Raw genomic sequence first — 24,545 nt, 5'->3', positions numbered from 1 at the left:
GCGACGCTGCGGGCCGCGCCGGCGCCCCTCCGCCGGCCGGAGCCTGCGATGTCGATCTCCACTTCCACCGGATCTGCACCGACCGGGGTGCCGCGGCTGGTCGCGGCGCTGGGCCATTCGCGCCGTGGCCTGCGGGACACCTGGCGCAGCGAAGCCGCGTTCCGGCAGGAAGCGCTGCTGGCGCTGGTCGTGGTGCCGGCGATCTGGCTGCTGGTGCCCGCGCCGCTGTGGCGCGCGCTGCTGCTGGTGACGCTGGGACTGGTGTTCGTGGTCGAACTGCTCAACACCGCGGTCGAAGCGGCCATCGACCGCATCGGCGCCGAGCGGCATCCGCTGTCGGGCAAGGCCAAGGACGCGGGCTCGGCCGCGGTGACGGTGAGCCTGCTGCTGCACGGCGCGGTCTGGGCCTGCGTGCCGTGGTGAGCGTGCGCGCTGCCGACTGGCCGGCCATCCGGCGTCTCGACGGCTGGCCCGCGATCGCTGCGATGCTGCTTGCGGCGCTCGCGCTGACGGTGCCGCTGCAGGGACTCGGCGTCGACCAGTGGCTGGCCGACCGGCTCTACGCCTGGGAAGGCGGACGCTGGGCCTGGCGCGAAGCGTGGTGGACGTCGCGCCTGCTGCACGACGGCGGTCGTCTGCTCACGGTGCTGACCGGCGCAGCGCTGGCCGCGGTGCTGCTGCTCGACCGGCGCCTGCACGTGCTGTCCGCGCGCTGGCGCAGCGCGGCCGGCTATCTGCTGGTCACCGTGGCGCTGTGCGCGGTGCTGGTCGCCGCGCTCAAGCGGATCACCGGCGTCGACTGCCCGTGGGATCTGCTGCGCTACGGCGGCACTCGGCCGTGGGCGCCGCCGTTCGCTGGCGCGGGCGCCTGTTTTCCGGCCGGACACGCCGGCGCCGGCTATGCGTGGGTCGGGCTGTATTTCGCGCTCGGCCATGCCGCGCCGCGCTGGCGCCGTTGGGGTCTGGCGGCCGGTCTGGTCCTGGGCACGGTGTTCGGCGCGGCCCAGCAGCTGCGCGGCGCGCATTTCCTGTCCCACGACGTGTGGGCGCTTGCCGTGTGCGCCAGCGTGGCCACCGGCGTCGCCCGGCACTGGCCGGGCTGGACGGCGCTCAGCGGGCACGCGCGGCGGTGAGCGCAGTCACGGGCGCCGCGTCGTCGCGGGCGGCCTCGGGCAGCGTGTGCCAGCCGTGCTCGTAGGCCAGCGTGCCCCACAGCGCGTGCATCGTCGCATCGCGGACCAGACCCGGCGGCGCGGTGGCCTTTGGCTGCAGCGCGCCGTCGGCGCGGCGCACGAACGCGAGCGGCGCCTGCGACGGCTGCAGCACCACCATCGCGTCGTCGGTCATGTAGGCGAAGTTCTGGTCGTACTGCATCAGTGCGCGGCCCGGGCCGCCTGGACGCGTGAGGTCGGCACCGATCATCGGCGTGGGATCGTCGATGCCGACCAGCGACAGCAGCGTCGGCCCCAGATCGATCTGGCTCACCAGACGGTCGTCGCGCCGCGGCGCGAGGCCGGGCGCGACGATGAGCCCGGGAATGTGGAAGTTGTCGACCGGCACCAGCGTGCGGCCGAACGCGCGCGAGTCGTGGTCGGCGACGATCAGGAACACGGTGTCGTCCGCGTAGGACGAGGCCATCGCCTGGTCCATGAAGCGGCCCAGCGCGTAGTCGGCGTACTTGGCGGCGTTGTTGCGCGTGGCCTTCTGCGCATCGTGCAGCTGGATGCGACCGTCGGGGAACTCGAACGGATCGTGGTTGCTCGAGGTGAACACGAAGCCGAGGAACGGCGTGCCTGCCGCCTGCAGCCGGGTGAACTCGGCGTGCGCGTGGTCGAACAGGTCTTCGTCCGACACGCCCCACGAGCCGACGAACGCCGGCGCGTCGTAATCCTTGCGGTCGACGATGCGCGAAAAACCGTTCGACAGCAGGAAGCCGCGCATGTTGTCGAAGTGGCTCTCGCCGCCGTAGTAGAACGTCGTGTCGTAGCCGTGGCGGGCGAGCACGCTGGCCAGGGTGAAGAACTGCCCCTGCGCACGCGGACGCTTGACCGTCGCCTGCGACGGCGTCGGCGTGTAGCCACTGATGACGGCCTCGATGCCGCGCACCGAGCGCGTCCCGGTTGCGTAGAGCCGGTCGAACGCCCAGCCCTGCGCGGCGAGGCGGTCGTAGTTCGGCGTGAGCGGCAGGCCGCCGAGGCTGCCGACGAACTGCGCGCCCAGGCTTTCCTCGAGCACGATGACCAGGTTGCGCGGCCGCCCGGTGTAGGCCGGTGCGTGTCCGACCAGCACCGGCGCGGACGCCGACGCCGCAACGGAGGTGCCGGTGCGCGCGTGCATGTAGGCGGCGACCGCGGCATCCGGCGTGACGGTGTCGTAGAGCCGCGCGCCGGGATCGTCGCGCAGCAGGTCGCGGATCGAGAACGCGACCGAATAGAACGAGTTCAACGGCAGCGTGTTGACCGTGGCGTCGCTGGAGAACGCGAGCAGCGCCGGATTCATCGGCCGGTGACCGAGCGTGGAGCGGATGCCCATCGCCGACAGCGCCACCACCAGCACGGCGAGGCCCACGCGCAGCGACCAGCCGCTGTCGGCGCTCCCGGCGCGCGCGAGGCTGCGGCGGAGCACCCGGTAGCCCAGCAGCGCGGCGGCCACGCTCAACGCGAGCGTCAACAGGCTGCTCGCCAGATGGCCCTTGCCCAGCGTCGACGCGATCTCCTGCGGATACAGCAGGTATTCGACGAACACGCGGTTGGGCCGCAGGCCGTACTCGTGCATGAAGGCGGGCGTGGCCAGTTCCAGCGTCAGCGGCAGCACCAGCGCCAGCGTCAGCCAGCCGGCGAACACCGCGCGAACCCATCGACGCGTGCGCAGGCCGACGGGCAGCAGCAGGTAGAGCGCGGCGGCCACGCCGAGGAACATGCACATCGTCGCCACGTCGACACGCAGGCCCTGCAGCAGCACGGGGGCCCAGCCGTCCACGGCCTCGACCGCGCCGGCGTGCCACAGCGACAGGCCGAGGCGCGAGGCGGACAGCAGCGCCAGGCCGGCCACGAACACCCGCAGGAATGGCGCGAGACCGGACACGGCGCGCGGAACGGAACGGGACATCGTCGGACCTCCTGATGGACGCACACCGGCACGCGCGGCCGGTGATGCCGAGCGCAGGCTGGGCGCGGCGATGTCGGAGAACTGTCGGAACGCGGGCAGGCCGGTGCCCACGGATTAAGGTTTGGGAAACGGCGTTCCCACGGCTTTCCGACGCGATCGCCGCGAGCCTGCGCACGCCGGGACGTTCCGGCATGACGCGGGCACCGTGGCGATGCAGGGACAGGGACGGACATCGGGCGTGCGGCAGGTGCCGCGCACACCCGCGCACGAACGCGGCGCCGCGGCGCCGCAGATGTGGGCGAGGACACTGGCCGGGCGTGGTGCCCGCGTCGTCGCGATGCCCGACGGCATGCGCGAGGTGTGGCCGCGTCTGCGTGCGGCGCTGCTGCGGCCGTGGCCGCCCGAGGGGCTGCTCGTCGCGGTGTCGGCCTGGTGCATCGTCAGCGCCAACACCACGTTCTGGCACGCGCTGGACGTGGCCGGCGCCGCGATGGGCGTGCAGTTCGCATTCGGCGTGGCGCTGGTGGCGCTGCACGCGTTGCTGTTCGGTCTGTTCGCATTCGGTCGCGCGCTGAAGCCGGTGCTGTGCGCGCTGCTGGTGGTGACCGCGTTCGCGTCGTTCTTCGCCACGCACTACGCGGTGCTGTTCGACGTGGAGATGATCCACAACGTGCTGCGCACCGATCCTGCCGAGAGTCGGGAGCTGCTGTCGGCGGGCCTGATGCTGCACGTGCTGTTGCAGGGCGTCGCACCGGCCGTGTTGCTGGCGCTGGTGCCGGTGCGGCGGGATGCGATCGGGCACGCTGCGGTGCGCCGTGTGGTGTTCCTGCTGGCGATGGCGCTGCTGGCTGCGGGCGCGCTGGGCAGTGCGTCGCAGGGCATCTTCTCGCTGGTCCGCGCCGACCATGCGCTGCGCTACCGGATCACGCCGGGCAACGTGCTGGTCTCGGCAGTGCGCGCCGCGGGTGAGCGCGACGAGGTACCGCCGGGCGAACGCCAGCCGGTGGCTACCGATGCGCGCCAGACGACGACGCCGTTGATGCGCCGGCCGCGCCTGCTGGTGCTGGTGGTCGGCGAAACGGTGCGCGCCGATCACTGGGGCCTCAACGGCTATGCGCGTGACACGACGCCGCAGTTGCGCGCGCGCGGCGTGGTCAATTTTCCCGACGTCGCCGCCTGCGGCAGCAGCACCGAGGTCTCGCTGCCGTGCATGTTCTCCGCGCTCGGCCGCGCGCACTACGACCGCGATGCGATCCGCGCGCAGCAGAGCCTGCTCGATGTCGTCGCCCGCACCGGCGTTACCGTCGACTGGCTGGACAACCAGTCCGGCTGCAAGGGCGTCTGCGCGGGGACCGGCATGGAGACGATGACCGCGGCGATCGATCCGGCCGCCTGCCGCGACGGCCGCTGCCTCGATGCGGTGCTCGTGACCGCGCTGCGCCGGCGTCTGGACACCGCACAGGGCGACACGCTGCTGGTGCTGCACATGCTCGGCAACCACGGACCGGCGTACTTCGAGCGCTATCCCGAGGCGTTCGCGCGCTACCGGCCCACCTGCACCAGCGCCGATCTGGCGCGCTGCGCGCGGCCGGCGATCGTCAACGCCTACGACAACGCGATCCTCTACACCGACGCGGTGCTCGGCCAGCTGATCGATCTGCTGGCTGCGCGCCGCGATCGCGACAGCGCGCTGCTGTACGTGTCCGACCACGGCGAATCGCTGGGCGAATACGGCCTGTTCCTGCACGGCGCGCCGTACGCGATCGCGCCGGCGCAGCAGCTGCAGGTGCCGATGGTGCTGTGGACTGCTGCGGAGTCGGCGCGGTCGATGGGTCTCGACCTGGCCTGCGTCCGCACCGGCGCGCGCGCACCGCATTCCCACGACGATCTGTTCCCGACGGTGCTCGGCTTCTTCGACATCGCCACGCGCGCCTACGACCGGACACACGACCTCGCCGGACAGTGCCGCGCCGGCTAGGGAAGGTCTGAACAATCCCGCTTTTTGCCGCCGCGGGGATGACGGCAGTTATTCAGACCTTCCCTAGCGGCGCGCCCCCTCGGGTCTAGGTCAACGCGAACGACCGCCCGTCGCGAGTTCGCATCGCGCGTGCCCGACAGGCCCAGACTGCGGCTGCCGCCGGCGATGCCGGCACCGGAGCGCGACCATGCAGCCCAAGCCACACATCGACTATCTCGCCCGGGCCAGGACCTGGTTCGGCGGCACCAGCGCCGAACTCGACCCGGCCACGCGTGGCATCGTGCAGCTGGCGATAGATCGCCGGGTGACGTCCACCGATCCGGGCAAGCTGCTGGACCAGGCGACGTTCGGCGAAGCGCTCGCCGACCGCGTGGCGGCGTTCGGCGGCTCGTGGACCTTCATCGTGCTGTTTCTCGCCGCGCTCGTCGGCTGGGTGGTGCTCAACACCGGCGCGCTGGGCACCGATGCGCTCGACCCGTTCCCCTACATCTTCCTCAACCTGATGCTGTCGATGGTCGCCGCGCTGCAGGCACCGGTGATCATGATGAGCCAGAACCGGCAGGCATCGAAGGACCGGCAGATGGCGGGCTACGACTACGCGGTGAACCTCAAGGCCGAGCTCGAGATCATGGCCCTGCACGAAAAGATGGACGCGATGCGCAGCGACCAGATCATGCGGCTGCTCGACCAGCAGCAGGCACAACTCGACCTGCTGACGCGTCTGGTCGAGCGGGTCGGCGACGCTGCGAATCCCCCCTCGATTCCCTGAGGGCGGACCGCGTGTTGCCGATGCGCAATCAGGCGGGTGCGCCGCCGAACCAGCGGCGCTGCATCCACAGCGCCACGTGCACCAGAAGAATCAACACCGGCACTTCGACCAGCGGCCCGATGACCGCCGCGAACGCGACCGGTGAAGCGAGACCGAACGCCGCGATGGCCACCGCGATCGCCAGCTCGAAGTTGTTGCCGGCCGCGGTGAACGCGATGGCCGTCGTGCGCGGATAGTCCTTCGCGATCAGCTTGCCCATCCAGAAGCTGATGACGAACTGGATCAGGAAATACAGCGTCAACGGAATCGCGATGCGCACTACGTCCATCGGAATCCGCACCACGTCGGCGCCCTTGAGGCTGAACATCGCGACGATGGTGAACAGCAGCGCGGCCAGCGTGATCGGGCTGATCTTCGGGAGGAAGCGCGTCTCGTACCAGGCCTCGCCTTTCGATTTCACCAACCAGCGCCGGGTGAGATACCCCGCGAGGAACGGGATGCCCAGATACACCAGCACCGCCTGCGCAATGGTCCAGATGCTGACGTCGATGACGCTGCCTTCCAGCCCGAACACCGGCGGCAGCCAGCTCAGGAAGAACCAGGCGTACGCGCTGAAGAACAGGATCTGGAACACCGAGTTGAACGCGACCAGGCCGGCGACGTACTGGTTGTCGCCGCGGGCCAGCTGGTTCCACACCAGCACCATCGCGATGCAGCGGGCCAGGCCGATCAGGATCAGGCCGGTCATGTATTCCGGGTAGTCGCGCAGGAACAGCACTGCCAGCCCGAACATCAGGAACGGCCCGATCAGCCAGTTCTGCACCAGCGACAGCGCCAGCACGCGCTTGTCGCGGAACACGTTCGGCAGTTCCGCATAGCGCACCTTGGCCAGCGGCGGATACATCATCAGGATCAGGCCGATCGCGATCGGGATATTGGTGCTGCCCCAGCTCAGCGCGTTCAATCCGTCCGGCAGGCCGTCGAACAGCGTGCCGAGCGCGATGCCCAGCGCCATCGCCGCGAAGATCCACAGCGTGAGCCAGCGGTCGAGGAACGACAGGCGCCCCGGTGCGGGCGCAAGCGCGGGCGTGCTCATCCGACGTCGTCGATCGGTTCGAGCAACGCCTTGACCGCGGCCTTGTCGGCCCAGACGTCGTCGCGGATGTCGAGAAACGCGCGCATGCGCTTCTGGATGATCGCGTGGGCCTCGGCGAACGCCGCGCGCTTGTCGGCGTCGCTGCCGGTCACCGCGGCGGGATCGAACAGGCCCCAGTGCACGCGCACGAAATCGCCGTGGACGATCGGGCAGCTCTCACCCGCCGCGCTGTCGCAGACGGTGACGATCAGGTCCATCGGTGCGGCGGTTTCGGCCGAGAACTCGTCCCAGGACTTGCTGCGCAGGTTGTCGGTGGGAAAGCCCTCGCGCTCGAGCTGGGCAATCGCGAACGGGTTCACCTGGCCGGCCGGCTGGCTGCCGGCGCTGTAGGCCTCGTAGCGGCCCACGCCCCAGGCGCGGAGGGTGGCTTCGGCCAGCACGCTGCGGGCGGAATTGCCGGTGCACAGGAACAGGACGCGTCGGGTCATGGGTCGGCTCTCGGGTGGATTGCGTAACGGAATGGATCAGGGCCCGCAGGCAGCGGACGGCGCGCAGTCGCCCGCGTCGTCGGCACAGCAGTTCTCGGTGAGGTAGCCGACCAGTGCGTTCATCGCATCGAAATCGGCGCGGTAGCGGATGGTCCGGCCGCTCTGCTCGCCGCTCACCAGTCCGGCGGCGGTCAGTGCCTTGAGGTGGAAGGACAGCGTGGCGCCGGGCAGCGCCAGCGCCTCGGCGATGTCGCCGGCCAGCTTGCCGGCGCGACCGGCCCGCACCAGCAGCCGGAACACAGACAGGCGCGTGTCCTGGCCGAGCGCGGCGAGTGCGGAGGTTGCGGCTTTATTTTCCATGTTTCTAGAATAGTCGAACATTTATGACGGTCACAAGTCGCCCGATGGCCCCCGATCTGCCCAATCTCGATCCCACCGCGTTCACGCCCATCGACCCGGCTGCACTCGGCGTGCCGGCCGACGGCCATCCGCCGCGCATCCTGATCCTCTACGGCTCGCTGCGACCGGAGTCCTACAGCCGCAAGCTGGCGCTGGAGGCGCAGCGCCTGCTCGAACTGTTCGGCGCCGACACCCGGCTGTTCGATCCGCACGAGCTGCCGATGCTCGATTCGGTGCCGGCCACCCATCCCAAGGTGCAGGAGCTGCGCGCGCTGTCGATGTGGTCGGAAGCCCATGTCTGGGTGAGCCCGGAGCGCCACGGCGCGCCGACCGCGGTGTTCAAGAACCAGATCGACTGGCTGCCGCTGGAAAGCGGCGGCATGCGCCCCACCCAGGGCCGCACGCTGGCGGTATTGCAGGTCTGCGGCGGCTCGCAATCGTTCAACGTGGTCAATGCGCTGCGCCTGCTCGGCCGGTGGATGCGCATGGTGACGATCCCCAACCAGTCCTCGGTGCCCAAGGCCTGGCAGGAATTCGACGAGGCCGGGCGCATGAAGCCGTCGGCGTACTACGACCGCGTGGTCGACGTCATGGAGGAACTGGTGAAGTTCACCTGGCTGGTGCGCGACCACAGCGATCTGCTGACCGACCGCTACAGCGAGCGGGTCGCGGACGCGGCGACCGCGGCGCTGGCGGCACGCGCCGGCGCGGTATGAGGCGCTGACCGGGTGCGCGTGACCGCGCGCGTCGGGGCGACGGGCGGGCGGGGCGCGGGACGCTCAAACCCGGGATCGGGACAATTTCTGTACTCACCAGTTCACCGACTGGGTTAAGATTCAGTTTGTTTTCGCCATGCTCTGCGGGTTTCGCGCCGGCCCTGCCGCGCAACCTTCGTCCCGCCGTTTCCGTATCGACTCCCGAATGCCCGACGCTAACGCCCCTGCCGTGCTGCTGCGTGATGTCCGCCTCGACCGCGGCGGACGCACCGTGCTGTCCGGCATCGACCTGTCGGTGCCGCGCGGCAGCGTGACCGCGGTGCTGGGGCCGTCGGGCTCCGGCAAGTCGACGCTGCTCTCGGCGCTGACCGGCGAACTGGTGCCGGCGGCGGGCACGGTGGACGTGTTCGGCCAGCGGGTGCCGACGCGCACGCGCGACCTGCTCGAGCTGCGCAAGAGCATCGGCGTGCTGCTGCAGGGCAACGGCCTGCTGACCGACCTGACCGCAGGCGAGAACATCGCCCTGCCGCTGCGCCTGCACACCAGGTTGCCGAAGCCGGTGATCGCGCGTCTGGTCGCGATGAAGCTGCAGGCCGTGGGCCTGCGCACGGCCGGCGATCTGTATCCGCGCGAGCTGTCGGGCGGCATGGCGCGCCGCGTCGCGCTGGCCCGCGCGCTGGCGCTGGACCCGCCGCTGATGATCTACGACGAGCCGCTGACCGGGCTGGACCCGATCGCCTCGGGCGTGATCATGAGTCTGATCGCGCGGCTCAACGCCTCGCTCGGCCTGACCAGCATCATCGTCACTCACCACGTCCACGAGACGCTGCCGATCGCCGACCACGCGGTCGTCATCGCCAACGGCCGCATCGTCTTCGCCGGTACGCCGGGCGAACTCGAGGCGTCGACCGATCCGCTGGTGCAGCAGTTCCTGCGCGGCGCGCCCGATGGGCCGATCGCGTTCGACCGCGGCGACCTCACTGCCCGCACGGAGGCCGCGTGATGCGTTGGTGTTGTGTAGGAGCGACCTCGGTCGCGAATGGCTTGATCGGGAACGCGTTTCACGCGTCCCCGAAACGGGGATGCAAGCACCAGCGCCGCTCCTACAGGGGATATCCGCGATGAGCGCTGCAATCCGCTCGCTCGGCCGCGCCGGCCTGTTCTCGCTGTCGGTGTTCGCCGCATCCAAGCCGACCGCCGACTTCTTCTCCGAGTTGTTGCGCGAGATCTACAAGATCGGCGGCCGCTCCTTGCCGATCATCGCGGTCGGCGGCGCGTTTGTCGGCCTGTCGCTGACGCTGCTGGGCTACCGCGCGCTGGAAACCTACGGCGCCAGCAACCAGGTCAGCGTGCTGATCGGCCTGGGCCTGTACCGCGAACTGGCGCCGGTGCTGACCGCGCTGCTGTTCATCGGCCGCGCCGGCAGCTCGATCGCCGCCGAACTCGGCCTGATGCGCGCGACCGACCAGATCACCGCGCTCGGCCTGATGGCGATCGATCCGGTGGCCAAGACCGTGGCGCCGCGGTTCTGGGCGGCGGTGATCTGCGTGCCGCTGCTGACCGCGCTGTTCTGCAGCCTGGCGCTGTCGGCGAGCTGGTTCCAGGCGGTGCAGATCCTCGGCATCGACAACGGCATGTTCTGGCAGACGATGCAGGACGCGGTCGACTTCCGCGGCGATTTCCTCATCGCGTTCGTCAAGTCGGCGGTGTTCGGCGGCACCGCGGCGCTGGTCGCCTCGTACGTCGGCTACCACGCCGAGCCGACGATCGAGGGCACCTCGGTCGCCACCACGCGCGCCGTGGTCAACGCCTCGCTGCTGGTGCTGATGTTCAATTTCGTGATGTCGGCGTTCCTGTTCCGCTGACCGTTCGTTGCGCGCGGCCCTGAACCGCGTCCATTCCATTCACCGCCCCGTCGGCGGTCCGCTGCAAAGGTGACACCCATGACAAGCGCCCGTGGTCCCCGTCTCGAGTTCGCCGTCGGTGCGTTCCTGCTGCTGGCGCTCGCGTCGCTGCTGGTGCTGGCGATGGCATCGACTAATGGTCAGTTCGGTTTCTCGCGCGGCGGCACCTACGAGCTGACGGCGCGCTTCACCAATCTGGGCCAGCTGCGGCCGAACGCGCCGGTCAAGATCGGCGGCGTGACCATCGGCCGCGTGACCAAGGTCGACCTCGATCCGGTGCGCTTCGATTCGATCGTGACGCTGGCGGTGGAGAACCGCTTCGACGAGATCCCGGTCGACACCTCGGCCGCGATCCTCACCGGTGGCCTGCTCGGTGAGAGCTACGTCGGCCTGTCGCCCGGTGGCGACATGGAATCGCTGCAGCCGGGCGAGGAGATCGCGTTCACCTCGCCGGCGGTCGACCTGATCCAGATGGTCGGCCGGTACATGTTCAGCGGCGGCGGCAATGACGCCGGCGCCGCACCGTCGGAGGACGCCCCGTCCGACACCGCGTCCCCCGACGCGCCCCCCCATGACGAAGGAGTCGTTCCATGATCCGCATCCCCCTGATGACCCGCGCACTGCCTCTGGCCCTCGTGGCTGCGCTCGCGCTGCCCGGCGCCGCGTTCGCCCAGCAGGCCGCCACGCCTGCCGCCGCCACGGCCCAGGCCGGCGCGCCGAGCCAGCTGGTGCTGGCCAACAGCGAGCGTGTGCTCAAGACGCTGGAATCGCGCCGCGGCGAATTCACCCGTGACCGCGCCGCGCTGCAGCGCTTCATCACCGGCGAGTTCGACCAGATGTTCGACCGTGACTACGCCGCCCGCCAGGTGCTGGGCCGGCATGCCCGCGGCGCGGCCGATGCCGACGTCAAGCTGTTCGGCGATGCGCTGGCCGAAAACCTGATGCGCCGTTACGGCTCGTCGCTGCTGGACTTCAACACCCAGCTGCGCGTGCGCATCAAGTCCGAGACGCCGCTGCCGCGCGGCTTGGGCGTGCGCGTGTCGAGCGAACTGCTGCGCAGCGGCGGCGAGCCGATTCCGGTCGATTACCTGATGCGCCAGAGCGGCGGCACCTGGAAGGTGTTCGACGTGATGGTGGAGGGCGTGTCGTTCGTGCGTACGTTCCGCGACCAGTTCGACCCCCAGTTGCAGCGCAAGTCGATTCCGGACGTCGCCCGCGAACTGCGCAGCGGCCAGATCCAGGCCACCGCCGAGTGACCACGCCGGCCGCGGCCACTGTTCGCCGGGACGGCGACGCGCTGGCGTTCGCCGGCGCGGTGTCGGCCGCGTCCGTGCCGGGGCTGTGGACGGCGGCACGCCCGTTGCGTGCGGGCGTGGCGCGACTCGACCTGCGGGCCGTGACCACGCTCGACAGTGCCGGCCTGGCGCTGTTGGCGGAGCTGTCCAATGACGGCACGCTGGCGGTCGACGGCACGCCGCCCGGCCTGGCCGAACTGTGCCGCGCCTACCGGCTGACCCCGACGCTGGGCTACGTGTCGGCCTGAGGCCGGCCGTCGCCACATCCGCGCCCGCGCGGACTCCAACGGACCATGACGATGTCCAATCCCGTATCGATCCGCCTGCTGGTGCCGCTGCTCGCCGCGGCGGCACTCGCCGGCTGCGCCGGCACCGGCGCAACCCATGACCGCGTGCCGCCGCCGATCGCCGCCGACACCGCGGAACCGGCGACGGACGCCGGCGCGCCTGCGCCGCTGGACGTGCCCTCGGCCGCCGCTGCGGACGCTGCGGACACGGCCGCCCCGCCCGATACGGGCGCGGTCATCGAGGCCTTCGACGATGCCGCGCGCGTGGCCGGCGACGCCACCCCGGCCGATGGCACCCCGGTCGACGGCGCGCCGACCCAGGCCGAACTCGACTACGCGGCGCTGTACGGCACCGACATCTACGACCCGGTCTACGATCCGACGCTGCCCGAAGCGGCGCAGATGCCGCGCAGCTACGACCCGTGGGAGCCGCTCAACCGGCGCGTGTTCGCGTTCAACAGCGCCGTCGACCGCGCGATCGCGACGCCGCTGGCCCGCGCCTACGTCAAGGTGGTGCCGCGCCCGGTGCGGCTGGGCGTGACCAACTTCTTCAGCAACCTCGGCCAGCCGGTCAGCGCCGTGAATGCGCTGCTGCAGGGCCGCCCGAAGGCGGCGGGGCAGTCGCTGGGCCGGTTCGTCGTCAACAGCACGCTCGGCATCGGTGGCATCTTCGACCCGGCGTCGGACGCCAACATTCCGCATCGCGACGCCGATTTCGGCCAGACCCTCGGCGTCTGGGGCTGGCGGAATTCGCGCTATGTCGAGCTGCCGCTGTTCGGCCCGCGGACGCTGCGCGACGGCTTCGGCCTGGTCGGCGACGCGCCGCTGTCGCCGATGCGCCAGATCGGTGACGACGAATGGCGCTACGGCCTGCAGGGGCTGCAGCTGGTGGACCTGCGCACGCGGCTGTTCGCGCTCGACAGCATGCGCGAGGGCGCGACCGACGAATACGCGCTGATCCGCGACGCCTGGATGCAGCGGCGCGCCTACCAGATCGAGTCGGTGCGCCGGCAGCACGACGAGGAGAACGATCTGCCCGACTATCTGTTCGAGGACGACGCGATGCCCACGGTGCCGGTCGACGTGATGCCGGTGATCCCCGGCGTGCCCACGCCGCCCTGAGCGGCGTCGAGTGTCCCCATCGAAGCCCCGCGACCGCGGGGCTTTTTTTTGCCCGGCAGGCGTGCGCTCGCGCGCGATCAGGCCTTGCCGGTACAGCCTCTCGCGCGCAAGCGCGCTCCTACAGGGGGAGCGCGGCGTGCTGTGCCGGTATTCGATGAGAACCGGGCGTGTTGCCGGCGGCGTCGTGGCAATGCGGATCGCTTCGGCTCACATCGTCGCCGTGTAGGCGCGCGATTGCGTGCGATCGGGCTTCACCGGGATCGCCTCTTCGCGCGCAAGCGCGCGCCTACCGGGGAGCGCGGCGTGCGTCGCCGGTACTCGATGACGACCGGACGCGTTGCCGCGGCGTCGTGGCAACGCCGGTCGCTTGCGTTGGCGCAGATCCGGTCGCGATCGAGACGTCGCGGATCCGCGGAAACGAACGGACCGTCCAGCACAGCGCACGCTGAAAACGCGGCGTTAAATGAATGATCAGTGAACAAACGAAATGAATACAGCGGATATGACCTTCGGCACCTGGTGTTATCGAACGGTGGTGTTGTAGTCTACCAACACACCAAAGCACAGCCACCCAGGAGACCCGCCATGCAGACCCAGACCACCACCGCCCCCCGCGCCCTCGACCTGACCCCGCGTGCCCGCAGCTTCGGCACCGGCTACGGCCGCAGCAGCGGATACGCCGCGCCGCGCAGCTACAGCCGCCCGTCGGTGCCCGCCCGCTTCCGCGTCGTCTGACCTCCCCACGACTTCCCGAGGATCCATCGCCATGAACCGCATGCACGCCATCGTCCACGCCGCCGCCGCCCGCCTTCCCGCCGTCGATGCGGTGACCGGTCGCCGCCTCCAGGCCCACGCCGTCCGTCTCGCGACGTCGGCACGCGCCGATGGCTACGTCCGCCCGCGCTACGCGGCCGGCACGCTGCCCAGCCGCTTCCACGTCGTCTGATCCCACGCACGCTGCTTTCGAGGAGCCGTCCGATGTCCAGCCCGTCCGCCACACCCCGTCTTGCGCCGATCACCGTCCTGCCGACGCCGCGCCTGTTCCGGCACGGTGCGGTCGAGCGCCGGACCGGTGCCACGGCCTCCTCGTTCCCGGCCCGGTTCCGCCTGGTCTGAGTGCGGCGGCGTCATCCGCGCCGTGAGGCGTCCTGTCATGCCAGGTCCGTCCAATTTCGCCACTGCCACCGTCGTCGCCGCTGCTGCGCAGCCGCACGCACCAGGTCTGCGCGCCGCCAGACCGCGTTCCGTAGAGGCGATGCGCGCCTGTCCTCGCTGAGGGCGACCCGCGCACCGTGGTTCCGCGTCCACCGGGTTCGCGACGCGCGTCTTCGGTCCGACGCCGTCGGCGACGCCGGGTTCCGACCGGCGCCTTCCGCGGGGCGCATCGTTTTAAGCTGTCGCGCCTCCCGCACCGGATCCGCGCCGCATGTTCCGCAACGACACCACGGTCGACCAGCTCAATGCCATGTCGGCCGAGACCGCGATCGCCGCGCTCGGCATCGTCTTCACCGAGATCGGCGCCGATTACCTGCGCGCGACGATGCCGGTGGATGCACGCACCCATCAGCCCTATGGCCTGCTGCACGGCGGTGCGTCGGCGCTGCTGGCCGAAACGCTCGGCAGCACCGGCGGCGGCCTGGCCGCGCCGGACGGCTACGGCGTGGTCGGCATCGAAATCAACGCCAATCACCTGCGTGGCGTGCGCAGCGGCCTGGTCACCGGCACGGCGCGCGCGCTGCACGTCGGGCGCAGCACCCAGGTCTGGGACATCCGCATCGAGGATGCGCGCGGGCGGGCGGTCTGCGTCTCACGCCTGACACTCGCGGTGATCCCGAAACCGTGAGGCCGCGTATTCATTTCGCTAGCCGACGCCTGTCGGCTTTCGGTATCGTGCCTGCATGACGTCTCTCCCCGCTTCCGCCGCGTCCGGCGGCACGTCCGCGCGCGCGCTGCGCTATGTGGTCCGCGTGCCGATGCTGCTGTGGCACATGTGCGTGCACCTGCCGGTGGTGCTGCTGCTGGGCATGCCCGCGCTCGCCGGCCGTCGCTGGACGGGTGAAGCGCCCGGCCACCGCGCGATCCGCTGGTGGCAGGGCGGGCTGATGTGGATCTTCGGCTTCCGCCTGCGTCGGCTCGGCACGCCGTTGCCGGGGGCGGTGCTGTTCGTCGCCAACCACGTGAGCTGGATCGACATCTCGGCGCTGCACAGCCAGCGGATGATGGGCTTCGTCGCCAAGCGCGAGATCGCCGGCTGGCCGCTGGTCGGCTGGCTGGCCGGGCGCGGCGAGACGATCTTCCACCAGCGCGGCAGCCAGGAATCGCTGGGCGGCGTGCTGCAGGAGATGGTCGCCCGGCTGCGCAGCGGTCGCGGGGTCGGCGTATTTCCGGAAGGCCGCACGCGCGGCGGGGACCACGTCGGACCGTTCCATGCGCGGATCTTCCTGGCCGCGGTGGAGGCCAACGTCGCGGTGCAGCCGGTCGCGCTGCGCTACGGCGTCGACGGCGCGGCGCAGAGCACGGTCGCGTTCGGCGAGCGCGAATCGTTCTTCGCCAACATCCTGCGCCTGCTCGGCGAGCCGGTGCGACCGGCCGAGGTGGTGTTCCTCGAGCCGATCCTGCCCGGTAACACCGAGGGCCGACGGCGCATCGCCGACGTCTCGCGCGAGCGCATCGTCGCCGAACTGGGGCCGGTGGGATGACGCCGGCGCGTCCGTCGCCGACGGATGCAGCCGCGACGTGGGCGGACGACGCGCGCGTCGGCGGCAGCGACTACGCACCGCCACTGTGGCTGCGCAGCCCGCACGTGCAGACCGTGCTCGCCAGCAGCCCCTGGCGTCGCCGGCACGGCGCGGAGCGCCTGGCCGCCACCGGCGCGGTGACCACCGAGCATCTGGTCGACGGCGGCGACGGCGTGCGACTGCACGGCCTGCACAGCGTGTTGCCGGGGGCGGCACCGCGCGGGCTGGCATTGCTGCTGCACGGCTGGGAGGGCAGCACCGAATCGAGCTACATGCGTCTGACCGCGGCCTGCATGCTCGAGCGCGGCTTCGAGGTATTCCGGCTGAATTTCCGTGATCACGGCGGCAGCCACCATCTCAACGAGGCGATCTTCCATTCCAACCGCATCGACGAGGTGGTCCACGCCGCGGTCGATGTCGCGCGGCGGTTCCCGTCCGGGCCGATGGTCGCCGCCGGGTATTCGCTGGGCGGCAACTTCGCGCTGCGCCTGGGCCTGCGTGCGCCGGCCGCGGGCCTGCAGCTGGCCGGCGTGGCGGCGGTGTGTCCGGTCATCGATCCGGCACGCACGATGCTCTACATGGAGCGCGGACACCGCCTGTATCTGCGCCACTTCGAGCGCACCTGGCGGGCGTCGCTGCGGCGGAAGCGCGAACTGTTCCCGCAGCAGCACACCTTCGACGACGCGACGCTGAAGCTGGGCATGCGCGAACTCACCGACTGGCTGGTGCACGCGCATACCGATTTCGGCTCGATCGACCGGTATTTCGACGGCTATTCGATCGCAGGCGATCGGCTCGCGGCGCTGCAGGTGCCGGCCGACATCCTGATGGCGGCCGACGATCCGGTGATCCCGCTCGACGAATTCCACGCGCTCGCGCTGCCCGGCCATGCCCGGGTGGAGCTGAGCCGCTGGGGTGGCCACTGCGGCTTTCTGCTCGATGCGCGGCTCGACGGCTTCGCCGAGGGCTGGGTGACCGCGCGGCTGGCGACACATGCCGATGCCGCACGCGAATCGGGCATCCGCACGCGCCTGGCCGCGGCGATCCACGCCAACCCGACCGGCGCCTGATCCGGACGCCACGGCCGCGCTCGCTACAATGGCCGGCCATCCCGACGGACGGCCCCGCGCCGGCAGCAGACACGATGCAAGACAGGATTCTCGACGCCCTGCGCCGCGGCGCCCACGACGAAGCGGTGGATCTCGCGCGCCAGGCCGTGGCCGACGCGCCCCAGGACGCCGCCGCGCAGCGGCTGCTGGCGATGGCGCTGCGCGCCGCTGGTGACCGCGACGGCGCACGCACCGCGCTCGACGCCGCGCTGGCGCTCGCGCCCGACGACGCCGACCTACATTTCCAGCGCGCCGGCATGCTGCTCGACACCCGCGACGTCGAGGCGGCGCTGTCGGCGCTGTCGCAGAGCGTCGCGCTCGACCCCAACCAGTTCGGTGCCTACGTGATGCAGGCGCAGCTGGCGATCGGCCGCAGTGATCTCGACGAAGCCGAGCGCCAGCACAAACTCGCCGCGCGCGTCGCGCCGGACCATCCGTGGACGACGATGGTCGAAGGCACGCTGGCCTCGCGCCGCGGCGACCACGACCGCGCGCTCGCGCTGCTGGCCGACGCCTCGGAGCGCGCGCCCGAGGACCTGCAGGTGCTCAACGCGCTGGCGTTCGCCTATCTCGCCCGTGGCCATCTGGCGTTCGCCGAGCAGTCGTTCCGGCGTGTGCTCGAGACCACCGGCCAGGCGCAGCTGCGCGGGCTGCTGGCGCGCATCGTGCTCGAGCAGGGCCGCCCGGGCGAAGCCGCCGACATGATCGCCGAGCTCAACGCCGACCCGGCCCAGACCTCGCCGGCCTGGCAGACCATCGGCGGCGAGCTGGAGCTGCGCGCCGGTCGCCCGGAACGCGCGCTGCCGCTGCTGCGCGCGGCGTTCGAGGCGATGCCGCAGTCGCGGCGCACGACCGAGGCCCTGGTGGGCCTGTGGAGCACCACCGGCGCCGCCGACGAAGCACGCGAGGCGATCGATCGCGCGCTGGAGACCGCACCCGAGGCCGATCACCTGTGGCTGTCGCGCCTGGCGTTCGAGCCGTTCGGCAGCGCGGCGGCCGGCGCGGTGGTCGAGCGCTGGAACGACGCGCGGCCGGATCACGTGCCGGCGCTGCAGGCGCGGCTGACCCACCACGCCGGCACCGGCGACCACGACGCCGCCGAAGCCGCATCGCGGGTGATCACCGCGCTGCAGCCCGGACACGCGGTCGCCAACGAATTCCAGTTCAACCGCCTGCTGGCGCGCGATGCCGAGGCCGCGATCGCGTTCGCCGAAGGCCTGCTGCCGACGGCGCACGAGGCCGCCCGGCCGATGCTGCACCGCTGGATCGGCATGGCCCAGGACGCGGCGGGACGCCATGCCGACGCCGCGGCAACGTGGTCCGCGGTCAGCGTCGAATCGAGCGCCGCGACCGGCGTCGCGCCCGAGCCCACGCCGCCGCCCGCCGAATGGCCCGCGCGGGCGGACGCCGATCCGGCGCAGCCGCCGGCGGTGTTCCTCTACGGCGGTCCCGGCGCCAATGCCGACCGCATCGCGGCGGTGCTGGACCGGATGATCCCGGTGTTCCGCAGCGACCGCTTCGCCGGCGGCGTGCCGGATGCGTTCCAGAGCACCGCGACCCCGGCGCGTTTCGTGGCCGGCGACTTCACCGGCGCGCACGTCGTCGAGGGCTGGCGGGCGCAGTTCGAGGCGCGCGGCGTGACGCAGGGCGCGATCGTCGACTGGCTGCCGTGGTGGGACAACGCCTGGGTCTCGGTGCTGCGCACCGAGCTGCCCAACGCGCGCCTGCTGCTGGCGATACGCGATCCGCGCGACATGCTGCTCGACTGGTTGGCGTTCGGCACGCAGTTGACGCTGCGCATCGACAGCGCCGATCGCGCCGCGGCGTGGCTCGCGCGCCATCTCGGCCAGCTGGCCGAGATCGTCGAACAGGATCTCGTGCCGCACACCCTGGTGCGCACCGATGCGCCGGCCGCCGATCCCGCAGCGCTCGCCGCGTCGCTGGGTGAGGCACTCGGCATCACCGATTTCCCGGCCCCGCCGCTCGACGCCCTCGGCCAGGACCGTTTCCCGGTCGGCCACTGGCGCAACTACATCCAGGCCATGCCGGCGGCCATCGGCGCGTTGACGCCGGTGGCCGTGCGCCTGGGATATCCACGGGACTGATTCCGCCACCGCCACGGGAGACGACATGCGTATCCACAGTGACAGCTTCGAACCCGGTCAGCCGATTCCGGCCACCTATGCCGCCGGCACGCCGGATGGCTTCGGCGGCAACCGCAATCCGCACCTCGCCTGGGACGACGTGCCCGAAGGCACGCGCTCGTTCGCGCTGTTGTGCATCGACCCCGATGCGCCCACCGACCCCTCGCTGGCCGGCAAGGCCGGTGTCGAGATCCCGGTCGAGCACCCGCGCGGGCCGTTCGTGCACTGGGCGATGGCCGATCTCGCCGCCGACCTGCGCAGCATCGACGCAGGCACTGCCAGCGACGGCGTGACCCAGGGCGGCAAGCGCACGCCGCCCGGGCCGGCGGGTGCGCGCCAGGGGCTCAACGACTACACCGGCTGGTTCGCCGGTGATCCGGACATGGCCGGCGACTGGTTCGGCTACGACGGTCCGTACCCGCCGCCGAACGACCTGCGCACGCACCGGTATTTCTTCCGCCTGTTCGCGCTCGACGTGGCGCAGCTCGAACTGCCCGAGCGGTTCACCGCCGGCGACGTGCAGCGGGCGATGCAGGGCCATGTGCTGGCCGAGGCGAGTGTCTGGGGCAGTTACGCGCTGCACCCGGAGGCCCGGCCGGCCTGACCGCGGTCCCGCGCGCCGGCAGGTGCGCGGGACTGGCCCCGGAAGCGCGTCGGCGTCAGAGCCGCGCGTTCTCCGATTCGACCACCATGTCCAGCACATACGCCTGCGACGGGGCGTCGGCCGGCGGGTCGGCCACGTCGAAGCGCTGCACGCGCAGCACGTTGCGCGTGCCGTCCTCGTGCTCGAAGCCTTCGATCGCCTGGTACAGCGGCGCCCACGCGGCGTCGCCCGGCTGGCGCACGCCGGCCTCGTCGTAGCGCACGGGACGCACCTGCAGGCAGCGCTGCTCCGGGATCAGCGGGTGGTTGCAGGCCACGCGCTCGGGGGCGATTTCCAGGAACACCTGCTCGCCGGCGCTGCCGTAGCGGGTGGCGGGCGTCGGCGCGCCGTCGAACTGCAGCACGTCGCCGCCGTCCGTCTGCAGGGTCAGACGCGGTGCGTCGCCCGGCACGATCGCGATGCGGTGCGTGCCCGGCAGTCGCTCTCCGATCGCGCGCTCGAGGCCGGCCAGACGCTCGTCCATGCAGGCCATCTGGGTGGAGACCGCGGGGCCGACCTCGAGACGGTCGTCGTCCAGCGTCACGCTGGCGTTGATCCGGTTGCAGGCGTTGGACACCGACACGCCGCCGTCGCGGAAATCCAGCTGCAGCGGCGCGCCGCCTTCGGCGAGCAGCGCGTCGATACGTGCACCGGCACCGTCTCGGGCATCCACCAGGCGCCAGTGGTAGGCGCCCAGCGTTGCGGCATGGTCGGCGGTGGCGGCGTCGGGCAGGGCCGCCGGCGCGGAGGTCGGGGCGGTGGCGGGATCGGCTGGCGGCGTGGCCGGCGCGCAGGCGATCAGGGCGAAGGGAAGCAGCAACGGCAGGGCTCGGCGCATGGGGATGTCCTCGTGGGTCCGGGGGAACGAACGTCCCAAGGGTAACGACGGGGTCGACCACGGCATGTGGGCAGTATCCGGTTGTCGATTCCGGCCCCCCGGCATCGTCGTCCCGGAGAACGCACCCGCCCGGGTGCGACCTGGAGACATCGCATGCGCATCGCCCCCTACCTGTACTTCGACGGCAGCTGTGCCGACGCACTCGCCGCCTATGCCCGCATCCTGGGTACCCCGGCACCCGAGCTGATGCGCTACGACGACGCGCCCGAGGGCGCGGGTGCGCCCGGCGCCGCCGGCCGGATCATGCATGCCTGCCTCGATCTGGGCGGCATCCCGCTGATGGCCTCGGACGTACCGCCCGGCATGCCGCTGCCGGATGCGCCGCATGCCTTCGTCAATCTGGGCGTCGACAGCAATGCCGAGGCCGAGCGCGTGTTCGCTGCGCTGGCCGACGGCGGTGTGGTCCGCGTGCCGATGGCGCCGAGCTTCTTCGCCGACCGCTTCGGCATGCTGGTCGACCGCTTCGGCACAGGCTGGATGGTGCTGCACGCCCGCGCCTGTGGCGACGCCGGCACGGCGGAGCAGGCGCCGTGAGCCGCCCGCAGATCTACGTGAACCTGCCGGTGGACGACCTCGCGCGCAGCGTGGCCTTCTTCACCGCGCTCGGATTCGCCTTCGATGCCCGGTTCACCGACGAGAACGCGACCTGCATGATCGTCAGCGACGACATCTTCGTGATGCTGCTGGTGCGGCCGTTCTTCCAGACCTTCACCCGCAAGACGGTCTGTGATCGCAGCTGCACCGAGGCGATCCTGTGCCTGTCGCAGCCCGACCGCGCGGCGGTCGATGCGATGGTGGCCCGGGCGCGCGCCGCGGGCGCCGGCGTGCCGGAGGCGGCGGTGGATCACGGCTTCATGTACCAGCACGGGTTCGAGGATCCCGATGGCCACCTGTGGGAGGTCATGGCGATGGATCCGGACGCGTTCCCGGGCGCGTGAGCCGCGTCCCATGCCGCGCGCCGCCCGGCCAGGCAGGTCGTCCGCACGCCCGCGTGCGGGCACCGGCTTGCCCCGCGCAGGCGCTGGTGGTGTCATCGCCGTCGATGCGCCGGCCCGATACCCACCAGACGATCGACGCCCTGTGGCGCGAGGAGATGCCGAAGATCGTCGGCGGTCTGATGCGCGTGGTGCGCGACCTGCATCTGGCCGAAGAGCTGGCCCAGGACGCACTCGTTGCCGCGCTCGAGACCTGGCCGCGGACCGGCGTGCCCGACAACCCCGGCGCATGGCTGATGACCACGGCGCGCCGACGCGGCATCGACCGGCTCCGGCATAGCCGCATGGCCGACACCCACCACGCGGCGCTGGTGCACGCGATCGAGCAGGCCCAGCGCGATGCCGAGGCACGGGCCGAGGCGGTGCGCGACGGCGCCATCGACGACGATGTGCTGCGGCTGGTGTTCGTCGCCTGCCATCCGGTGCTGTCCGGTGCCGCGCGGGTCGCGCTGACCCTGCGCCTGATCGGCGGCCTGACGACCGACGAGATCGCGCGCGCATTCCTGCTGCCCGAAGCGACGATCGCCCAGCGCATCGTGCGGGCCAAGCGCACGCTCGCACGCAGCGGTGCGCCGTTCGAGGTGCCCGCGCGCGAGGCGCTGCCCGAGCGGCTCGGCTCGGTGCTGCAGGTGATCTACCTGGTCTTCAACGAGGGCCACGCCGCCAGCAGTGGCGACGACTGGGCGCGCCGCGACCTGTGCGCCGAGGCGGTCCGGCTCGGCCGCGTGCTGGCGGGTCTGCTGCCGGGCGAGGCCGAGGTCCATGGCCTGCTCGCATTGATGGAGTTGCAGGCCTCGCGGCTGGCCGCGCGTACCGACGCCGACGGCGCGCCGGTCCTGCTGCCCGACCAGGACCGCGGCCTCTGGGACCGGGCCCTGATCGACGCCGGCCTGGCGTCGCTCGCACGTGCGGCGACGGTCCGTGGGGCCGCGTCGCCGGCGGCCTATGAACTGCAGGCCGCGATCGCCGCCTGCCACGCCCGCGCCGCGCGCGCCGAGGACACCGACTGGCCGCGCATCGTCGCGGCTTACGACCGCCTGCTCGCGCTCGACGGCTCGCCGGTGGTCGCGCTCAACCGCGCGGTGGCGGTCGGGATGGCCGACGGGCCGGCCGCCGCGCTGCCCCTGGTCGAGGCCTTGATGCAGGCGCCGGAGCTCGCGGAGTACCACCTGCTGCCCGGCGTCCGCGGCGATCTGCTGGCCAAGCTCGCCCGGCACACGGAGGCCGCGCACGCGTTCGACCACGCCGCGGCCCTGGCCCGCAACCCACGCGAACAGGGCTGGCTGGCGCAACGCGCCGCGGCCTGCCGCGCGGCCGCAGCACGCGGCTGACGCGCGGCCGCAGCACGCGGCTGACGCGCGGCCGCAGCACGCGGCTGACGCGCGGTTGCCTGCAGGCGCGCGCGCGCTCCTACAGACGTGGGCCGGGGCCGTCAGTCGCCCGACGGCATCAACAGCAGGTCAGCGCCGCGCGCGCGTTCGACCATGCCGCGGCCCTGGCGCGCGACCCACGCAAACAGGGCTGGCTAGCGCACGCGCGGCCGCAGGCCGCGGCTGACGTGTGATTCCCCTGTAGGAGCGCGCTTGCGCGCGATGGGCATTGCCGGCGAGCCCCGATCGCGCACGAGCGCGCTCCTACGGACGCGGGCCGGGTGCGCGACGGCATGCGCGACGGGCTAGCGCCGAGCGCGTTCGGCCGTGTCGGGCCCGGCTTGGATTCCGCACGAACAGGGTGCTCGCGCAACGTAGGGCGACCGGTCGCAGGGCACCGGTTGCGATTGAATCCGCCATCGAACGCCGCTCTGTGCAGGAGCGCGCTTGCGCGCGATCGGGCATGACCGGGCCAGCGGCATCACGCGCGAGCGCCCCTACAGAACTGAGGCGGGTGAGGTGCGCGACGGCACAAGCGGGATCAGGAACGCGAGGCCGCTCAGGTGCCCGACGGCATCAGCAGCAACAGGCCGGCGCCGAGCGCGATGCGGTACACCGCGAAGCCGGTGAAGCGGTGCTGCTTGATGAAGCCGAGCAGCCACTTGACCACGATGAAGCCGGTGACCATCGCCGCGACGAACGCGATCGCCACGTCGCCCCAGGCTTCCTCGCCGAGGCCCTGGTCGAGCCACAGCTCGAGGAACGCGTAGGCACTGGCGGCGAACATCGTCGGAATACCCACCAGGAATACGAATTCCGTCGCCGCCGAGCGCTTGCTCAGGCCGGCGAGCATCGCGATGAAGATCGCTGCGGCCGAGCGCGATGTGCCGGGAAACACGCCGGCCACGACCTGGGCCACGCCGACCAGCATCGCCACCGTCCAGGTGACGTCGGCCACGCCCGTGCGGCGCTCGGACAGGCGCTCGGCCACGATCATCCAGATGCCGCCGATGATCAGCGCCCAGGCGACCGGGGTCACGGTCTCGGGCAGCTCCCAGCCGGCCATGCGCACCGGCAGGCCGAGCAGCGCGGTGACCAGGAAGGCCGCGGCGATCTTCATCGCGTAGTTGCGGTTGGCAGCGTCGCCCAAGCCCGTGGTCAGCGACCAGATGCGCTGGCGGAACACCAGCGTGATCGCGACGATCGCGCCGGCCTGGATGACGATGTTGAAGAAGTCCGAACGCGCGCCGAGCCAGTGCTGGGCGATCAGCAGATGTCCGGTGCTGGAGATCGGCAGGAATTCGGTGATGCCCTCGATGATGCCGAGCAGCAGGGCGGAGATCGGGTCGGACACGTCGACTCGCGGACAACAGGGAAGCAGGCAAGGATACGCGCCGGGTCACAGGACGACCAAACCCGACGCCCGTTGTCCCGCATCGTCAACCGCTTAAAACGTGCCATTCGCCGAGCGGGTGCTGCCCCGGTC

Annotated in this window: 28 protein-coding genes; 22 read left to right on the top strand and 6 right to left on the bottom strand. The window is 71.4% G+C overall.

The features are described 5' to 3' along the window. The first annotated feature begins 48 nt into the window (after window positions 1–48). Both ACF3M1_RS16285 and ACF3M1_RS16280 read left to right on the top strand, forming a co-directional pair. A complete protein-coding gene (locus ACF3M1_RS16285; RefSeq protein WP_394002412.1) occupies window positions 49–423 on the top strand; it encodes a diacylglycerol kinase in 375 nt (124 codons plus the stop codon). Then, entirely contained in the window at window positions 420–1,133 is a 714-nt protein-coding gene (locus ACF3M1_RS16280) for a phosphatase PAP2 family protein (protein WP_394002410.1), read from the top strand. The genes ACF3M1_RS16285 and ACF3M1_RS16280 overlap by 4 nt, the downstream gene beginning before the upstream one ends. Here ACF3M1_RS16280 and ACF3M1_RS16275 read toward each other — a convergent pair. Next, a complete protein-coding gene (locus tag ACF3M1_RS16275; protein ID WP_394002408.1) occupies window positions 1,111–3,108 on the bottom strand; it encodes an LTA synthase family protein in 1,998 nt (665 codons plus the stop codon). The genes ACF3M1_RS16280 and ACF3M1_RS16275 overlap by 23 nt on opposite strands. Before the next feature lie 238 nt (window positions 3,109–3,346). Here ACF3M1_RS16275 and ACF3M1_RS16270 point away from each other — a divergent pair, with 238 nt between their 5' ends. Both ACF3M1_RS16270 and ACF3M1_RS16265 read left to right on the top strand, forming a co-directional pair. After that, a complete protein-coding gene (locus ACF3M1_RS16270) occupies window positions 3,347–5,086 on the top strand; it encodes a phosphoethanolamine transferase (RefSeq protein ID WP_394002406.1) in 1,740 nt (579 codons plus the stop codon). Between the two features lie 187 nt (window positions 5,087–5,273). Continuing rightward, window positions 5,274–5,855: a DUF1003 domain-containing protein gene (locus ACF3M1_RS16265; protein WP_394002404.1), complete on the top strand. Its 582-nt coding sequence runs from the start codon at window positions 5,274–5,276 to the stop codon at window positions 5,853–5,855. A gap of 28 nt (window positions 5,856–5,883) precedes the next feature. Here the strand turns inward: ACF3M1_RS16265 and arsB are convergent, their stop codons facing one another. Genes arsB through ACF3M1_RS16250 form a run of 3 tightly spaced genes read right to left on the bottom strand, consistent with a single transcriptional unit; the run spans window position 5,884 to window position 7,799 of the window. Continuing rightward, complete coding sequence (gene arsB / locus ACF3M1_RS16260; RefSeq protein ID WP_394002402.1) at window positions 5,884–6,951, bottom strand: ACR3 family arsenite efflux transporter; 1,068 nt, start codon at window positions 6,949–6,951, stop codon at window positions 5,884–5,886. Then, entirely contained in the window at window positions 6,948–7,439 is a 492-nt protein-coding gene (locus ACF3M1_RS16255) for an arsenate reductase ArsC (RefSeq protein WP_394002400.1), read from the bottom strand. The genes arsB and ACF3M1_RS16255 overlap by 4 nt, the downstream gene beginning before the upstream one ends. Before the next feature lie 36 nt (window positions 7,440–7,475). After that, window positions 7,476–7,799 (bottom strand): ArsR/SmtB family transcription factor, encoded by a 324-nt coding sequence (locus ACF3M1_RS16250; RefSeq protein WP_394005309.1) that lies wholly within the window; start codon window positions 7,797–7,799, stop codon window positions 7,476–7,478. 23 nt (window positions 7,800–7,822) lie between these two features. Here ACF3M1_RS16250 and arsH point away from each other — a divergent pair, with 23 nt between their 5' ends. The 15 genes from arsH to ACF3M1_RS16175 all read left to right on the top strand — a co-directional run bounded on the left by arsH (window position 7,823) and on the right by ACF3M1_RS16175 (window position 19,757). Then, the gene (gene arsH, locus ACF3M1_RS16245; RefSeq protein ID WP_394002398.1) at window positions 7,823–8,554 is read left to right on the top strand and encodes an arsenical resistance protein ArsH; all 732 of its coding nucleotides are present in this window, start codon (window positions 7,823–7,825) and stop codon (window positions 8,552–8,554) included. A 205-nt stretch (window positions 8,555–8,759) separates the two neighbouring features. Further along, window positions 8,760–9,557, top strand: a complete 798-nt coding sequence (locus tag ACF3M1_RS16240; protein ID WP_394002396.1) for an ABC transporter ATP-binding protein — start codon at window positions 8,760–8,762, stop codon at window positions 9,555–9,557. A gap of 118 nt (window positions 9,558–9,675) precedes the next feature. Further along, window positions 9,676–10,419, top strand: a complete 744-nt coding sequence (locus ACF3M1_RS16235; RefSeq protein ID WP_394002394.1) for an MlaE family lipid ABC transporter permease subunit — start codon at window positions 9,676–9,678, stop codon at window positions 10,417–10,419. A 78-nt stretch (window positions 10,420–10,497) separates the two neighbouring features. Then, window positions 10,498–11,052: an outer membrane lipid asymmetry maintenance protein MlaD gene (gene mlaD / locus ACF3M1_RS16230; protein ID WP_394002392.1), complete on the top strand. Its 555-nt coding sequence runs from the start codon at window positions 10,498–10,500 to the stop codon at window positions 11,050–11,052. Continuing rightward, window positions 11,049–11,714 carry a phospholipid-binding protein MlaC gene (locus ACF3M1_RS16225; protein ID WP_394002390.1) on the top strand — a complete coding sequence of 222 codons (666 nt, stop codon included), beginning with the start codon at window positions 11,049–11,051 and terminating at the stop codon, window positions 11,712–11,714. Before mlaD ends, ACF3M1_RS16225 begins: the two co-directional genes overlap by 4 nt. After that, window positions 11,711–12,001: a lipid asymmetry maintenance protein MlaB gene (locus ACF3M1_RS16220; protein ID WP_394002388.1), complete on the top strand. Its 291-nt coding sequence runs from the start codon at window positions 11,711–11,713 to the stop codon at window positions 11,999–12,001. Before ACF3M1_RS16225 ends, ACF3M1_RS16220 begins: the two co-directional genes overlap by 4 nt. 51 nt (window positions 12,002–12,052) lie before the next feature. Beyond that, a complete protein-coding gene (locus ACF3M1_RS16215) occupies window positions 12,053–13,162 on the top strand; it encodes a VacJ family lipoprotein (protein ID WP_394002386.1) in 1,110 nt (369 codons plus the stop codon). Between the two features lie 585 nt (window positions 13,163–13,747). Next, on the top strand, window positions 13,748–13,897 hold the full coding sequence (locus tag ACF3M1_RS16210) for a hypothetical protein (RefSeq protein ID WP_394002385.1): 150 nt from the start codon (window positions 13,748–13,750) through the stop codon (window positions 13,895–13,897). Between the two features lie 31 nt (window positions 13,898–13,928). Continuing rightward, window positions 13,929–14,108 carry a hypothetical protein gene (locus ACF3M1_RS16205; protein ID WP_394002383.1) on the top strand — a complete coding sequence of 60 codons (180 nt, stop codon included), beginning with the start codon at window positions 13,929–13,931 and terminating at the stop codon, window positions 14,106–14,108. Between the two features lie 32 nt (window positions 14,109–14,140). Then, the gene (locus ACF3M1_RS16200; protein WP_394002381.1) at window positions 14,141–14,278 is read left to right on the top strand and encodes a hypothetical protein; all 138 of its coding nucleotides are present in this window, start codon (window positions 14,141–14,143) and stop codon (window positions 14,276–14,278) included. Between the two features lie 310 nt (window positions 14,279–14,588). Further along, window positions 14,589–15,005 carry a hotdog fold thioesterase gene (locus ACF3M1_RS16195; RefSeq protein ID WP_394002379.1) on the top strand — a complete coding sequence of 139 codons (417 nt, stop codon included), beginning with the start codon at window positions 14,589–14,591 and terminating at the stop codon, window positions 15,003–15,005. Window positions 15,006–15,060: 55 nt separating this feature from the next. Next, window positions 15,061–15,861, top strand: coding sequence for a lysophospholipid acyltransferase family protein (locus tag ACF3M1_RS16190; RefSeq protein ID WP_394002377.1), 801 nt, complete (start codon window positions 15,061–15,063; stop codon window positions 15,859–15,861). Then, window positions 15,858–16,970: a YheT family hydrolase gene (locus tag ACF3M1_RS16185; protein WP_394002375.1), complete on the top strand. Its 1,113-nt coding sequence runs from the start codon at window positions 15,858–15,860 to the stop codon at window positions 16,968–16,970. Before ACF3M1_RS16190 ends, ACF3M1_RS16185 begins: the two co-directional genes overlap by 4 nt. Before the next feature lie 74 nt (window positions 16,971–17,044). Next, window positions 17,045–19,114: a tetratricopeptide repeat protein gene (locus tag ACF3M1_RS16180; protein ID WP_394002373.1), complete on the top strand. Its 2,070-nt coding sequence runs from the start codon at window positions 17,045–17,047 to the stop codon at window positions 19,112–19,114. A gap of 25 nt (window positions 19,115–19,139) precedes the next feature. After that, the gene (locus tag ACF3M1_RS16175) at window positions 19,140–19,757 is read left to right on the top strand and encodes a YbhB/YbcL family Raf kinase inhibitor-like protein (protein WP_394002371.1); all 618 of its coding nucleotides are present in this window, start codon (window positions 19,140–19,142) and stop codon (window positions 19,755–19,757) included. Between the two features lie 55 nt (window positions 19,758–19,812). Here ACF3M1_RS16175 and ACF3M1_RS16170 read toward each other — a convergent pair whose 3' ends face one another. Then, on the bottom strand, window positions 19,813–20,634 hold the full coding sequence (locus tag ACF3M1_RS16170; RefSeq protein ID WP_394002369.1) for a DUF4377 domain-containing protein: 822 nt from the start codon (window positions 20,632–20,634) through the stop codon (window positions 19,813–19,815). 153 nt (window positions 20,635–20,787) lie between these two features. Here ACF3M1_RS16170 and ACF3M1_RS16165 point away from each other — a divergent pair, with 153 nt between their 5' ends. From ACF3M1_RS16165 to ACF3M1_RS16155, 3 genes are all read left to right on the top strand, one after another. Further along, window positions 20,788–21,228, top strand: coding sequence for a VOC family protein (locus ACF3M1_RS16165; RefSeq protein ID WP_394002367.1), 441 nt, complete (start codon window positions 20,788–20,790; stop codon window positions 21,226–21,228). Further along, window positions 21,225–21,632 carry a VOC family protein gene (locus ACF3M1_RS16160; RefSeq protein ID WP_394002365.1) on the top strand — a complete coding sequence of 136 codons (408 nt, stop codon included), beginning with the start codon at window positions 21,225–21,227 and terminating at the stop codon, window positions 21,630–21,632. Before ACF3M1_RS16165 ends, ACF3M1_RS16160 begins: the two co-directional genes overlap by 4 nt. Window positions 21,633–21,736: 104 nt before the next feature. Further along, a complete protein-coding gene (locus ACF3M1_RS16155) occupies window positions 21,737–23,020 on the top strand; it encodes an RNA polymerase sigma factor (protein WP_394005308.1) in 1,284 nt (427 codons plus the stop codon). 598 nt (window positions 23,021–23,618) lie between these two features. Here the strand turns inward: ACF3M1_RS16155 and ACF3M1_RS16150 are convergent. After that, window positions 23,619–24,413 (bottom strand): undecaprenyl-diphosphate phosphatase, encoded by a 795-nt coding sequence (locus ACF3M1_RS16150; protein WP_394002363.1) that lies wholly within the window; start codon window positions 24,411–24,413, stop codon window positions 23,619–23,621. Window positions 24,414–24,545: the final 132 nt, after the last annotated feature.

This window comes from Luteimonas sp. WGS1318 (assembly GCF_043187535.1).
Taxonomy (GTDB): domain Bacteria; phylum Pseudomonadota; class Gammaproteobacteria; order Xanthomonadales; family Xanthomonadaceae; genus Luteimonas.
This window is presented reverse-complemented; position numbering and strand designations above follow the sequence as displayed.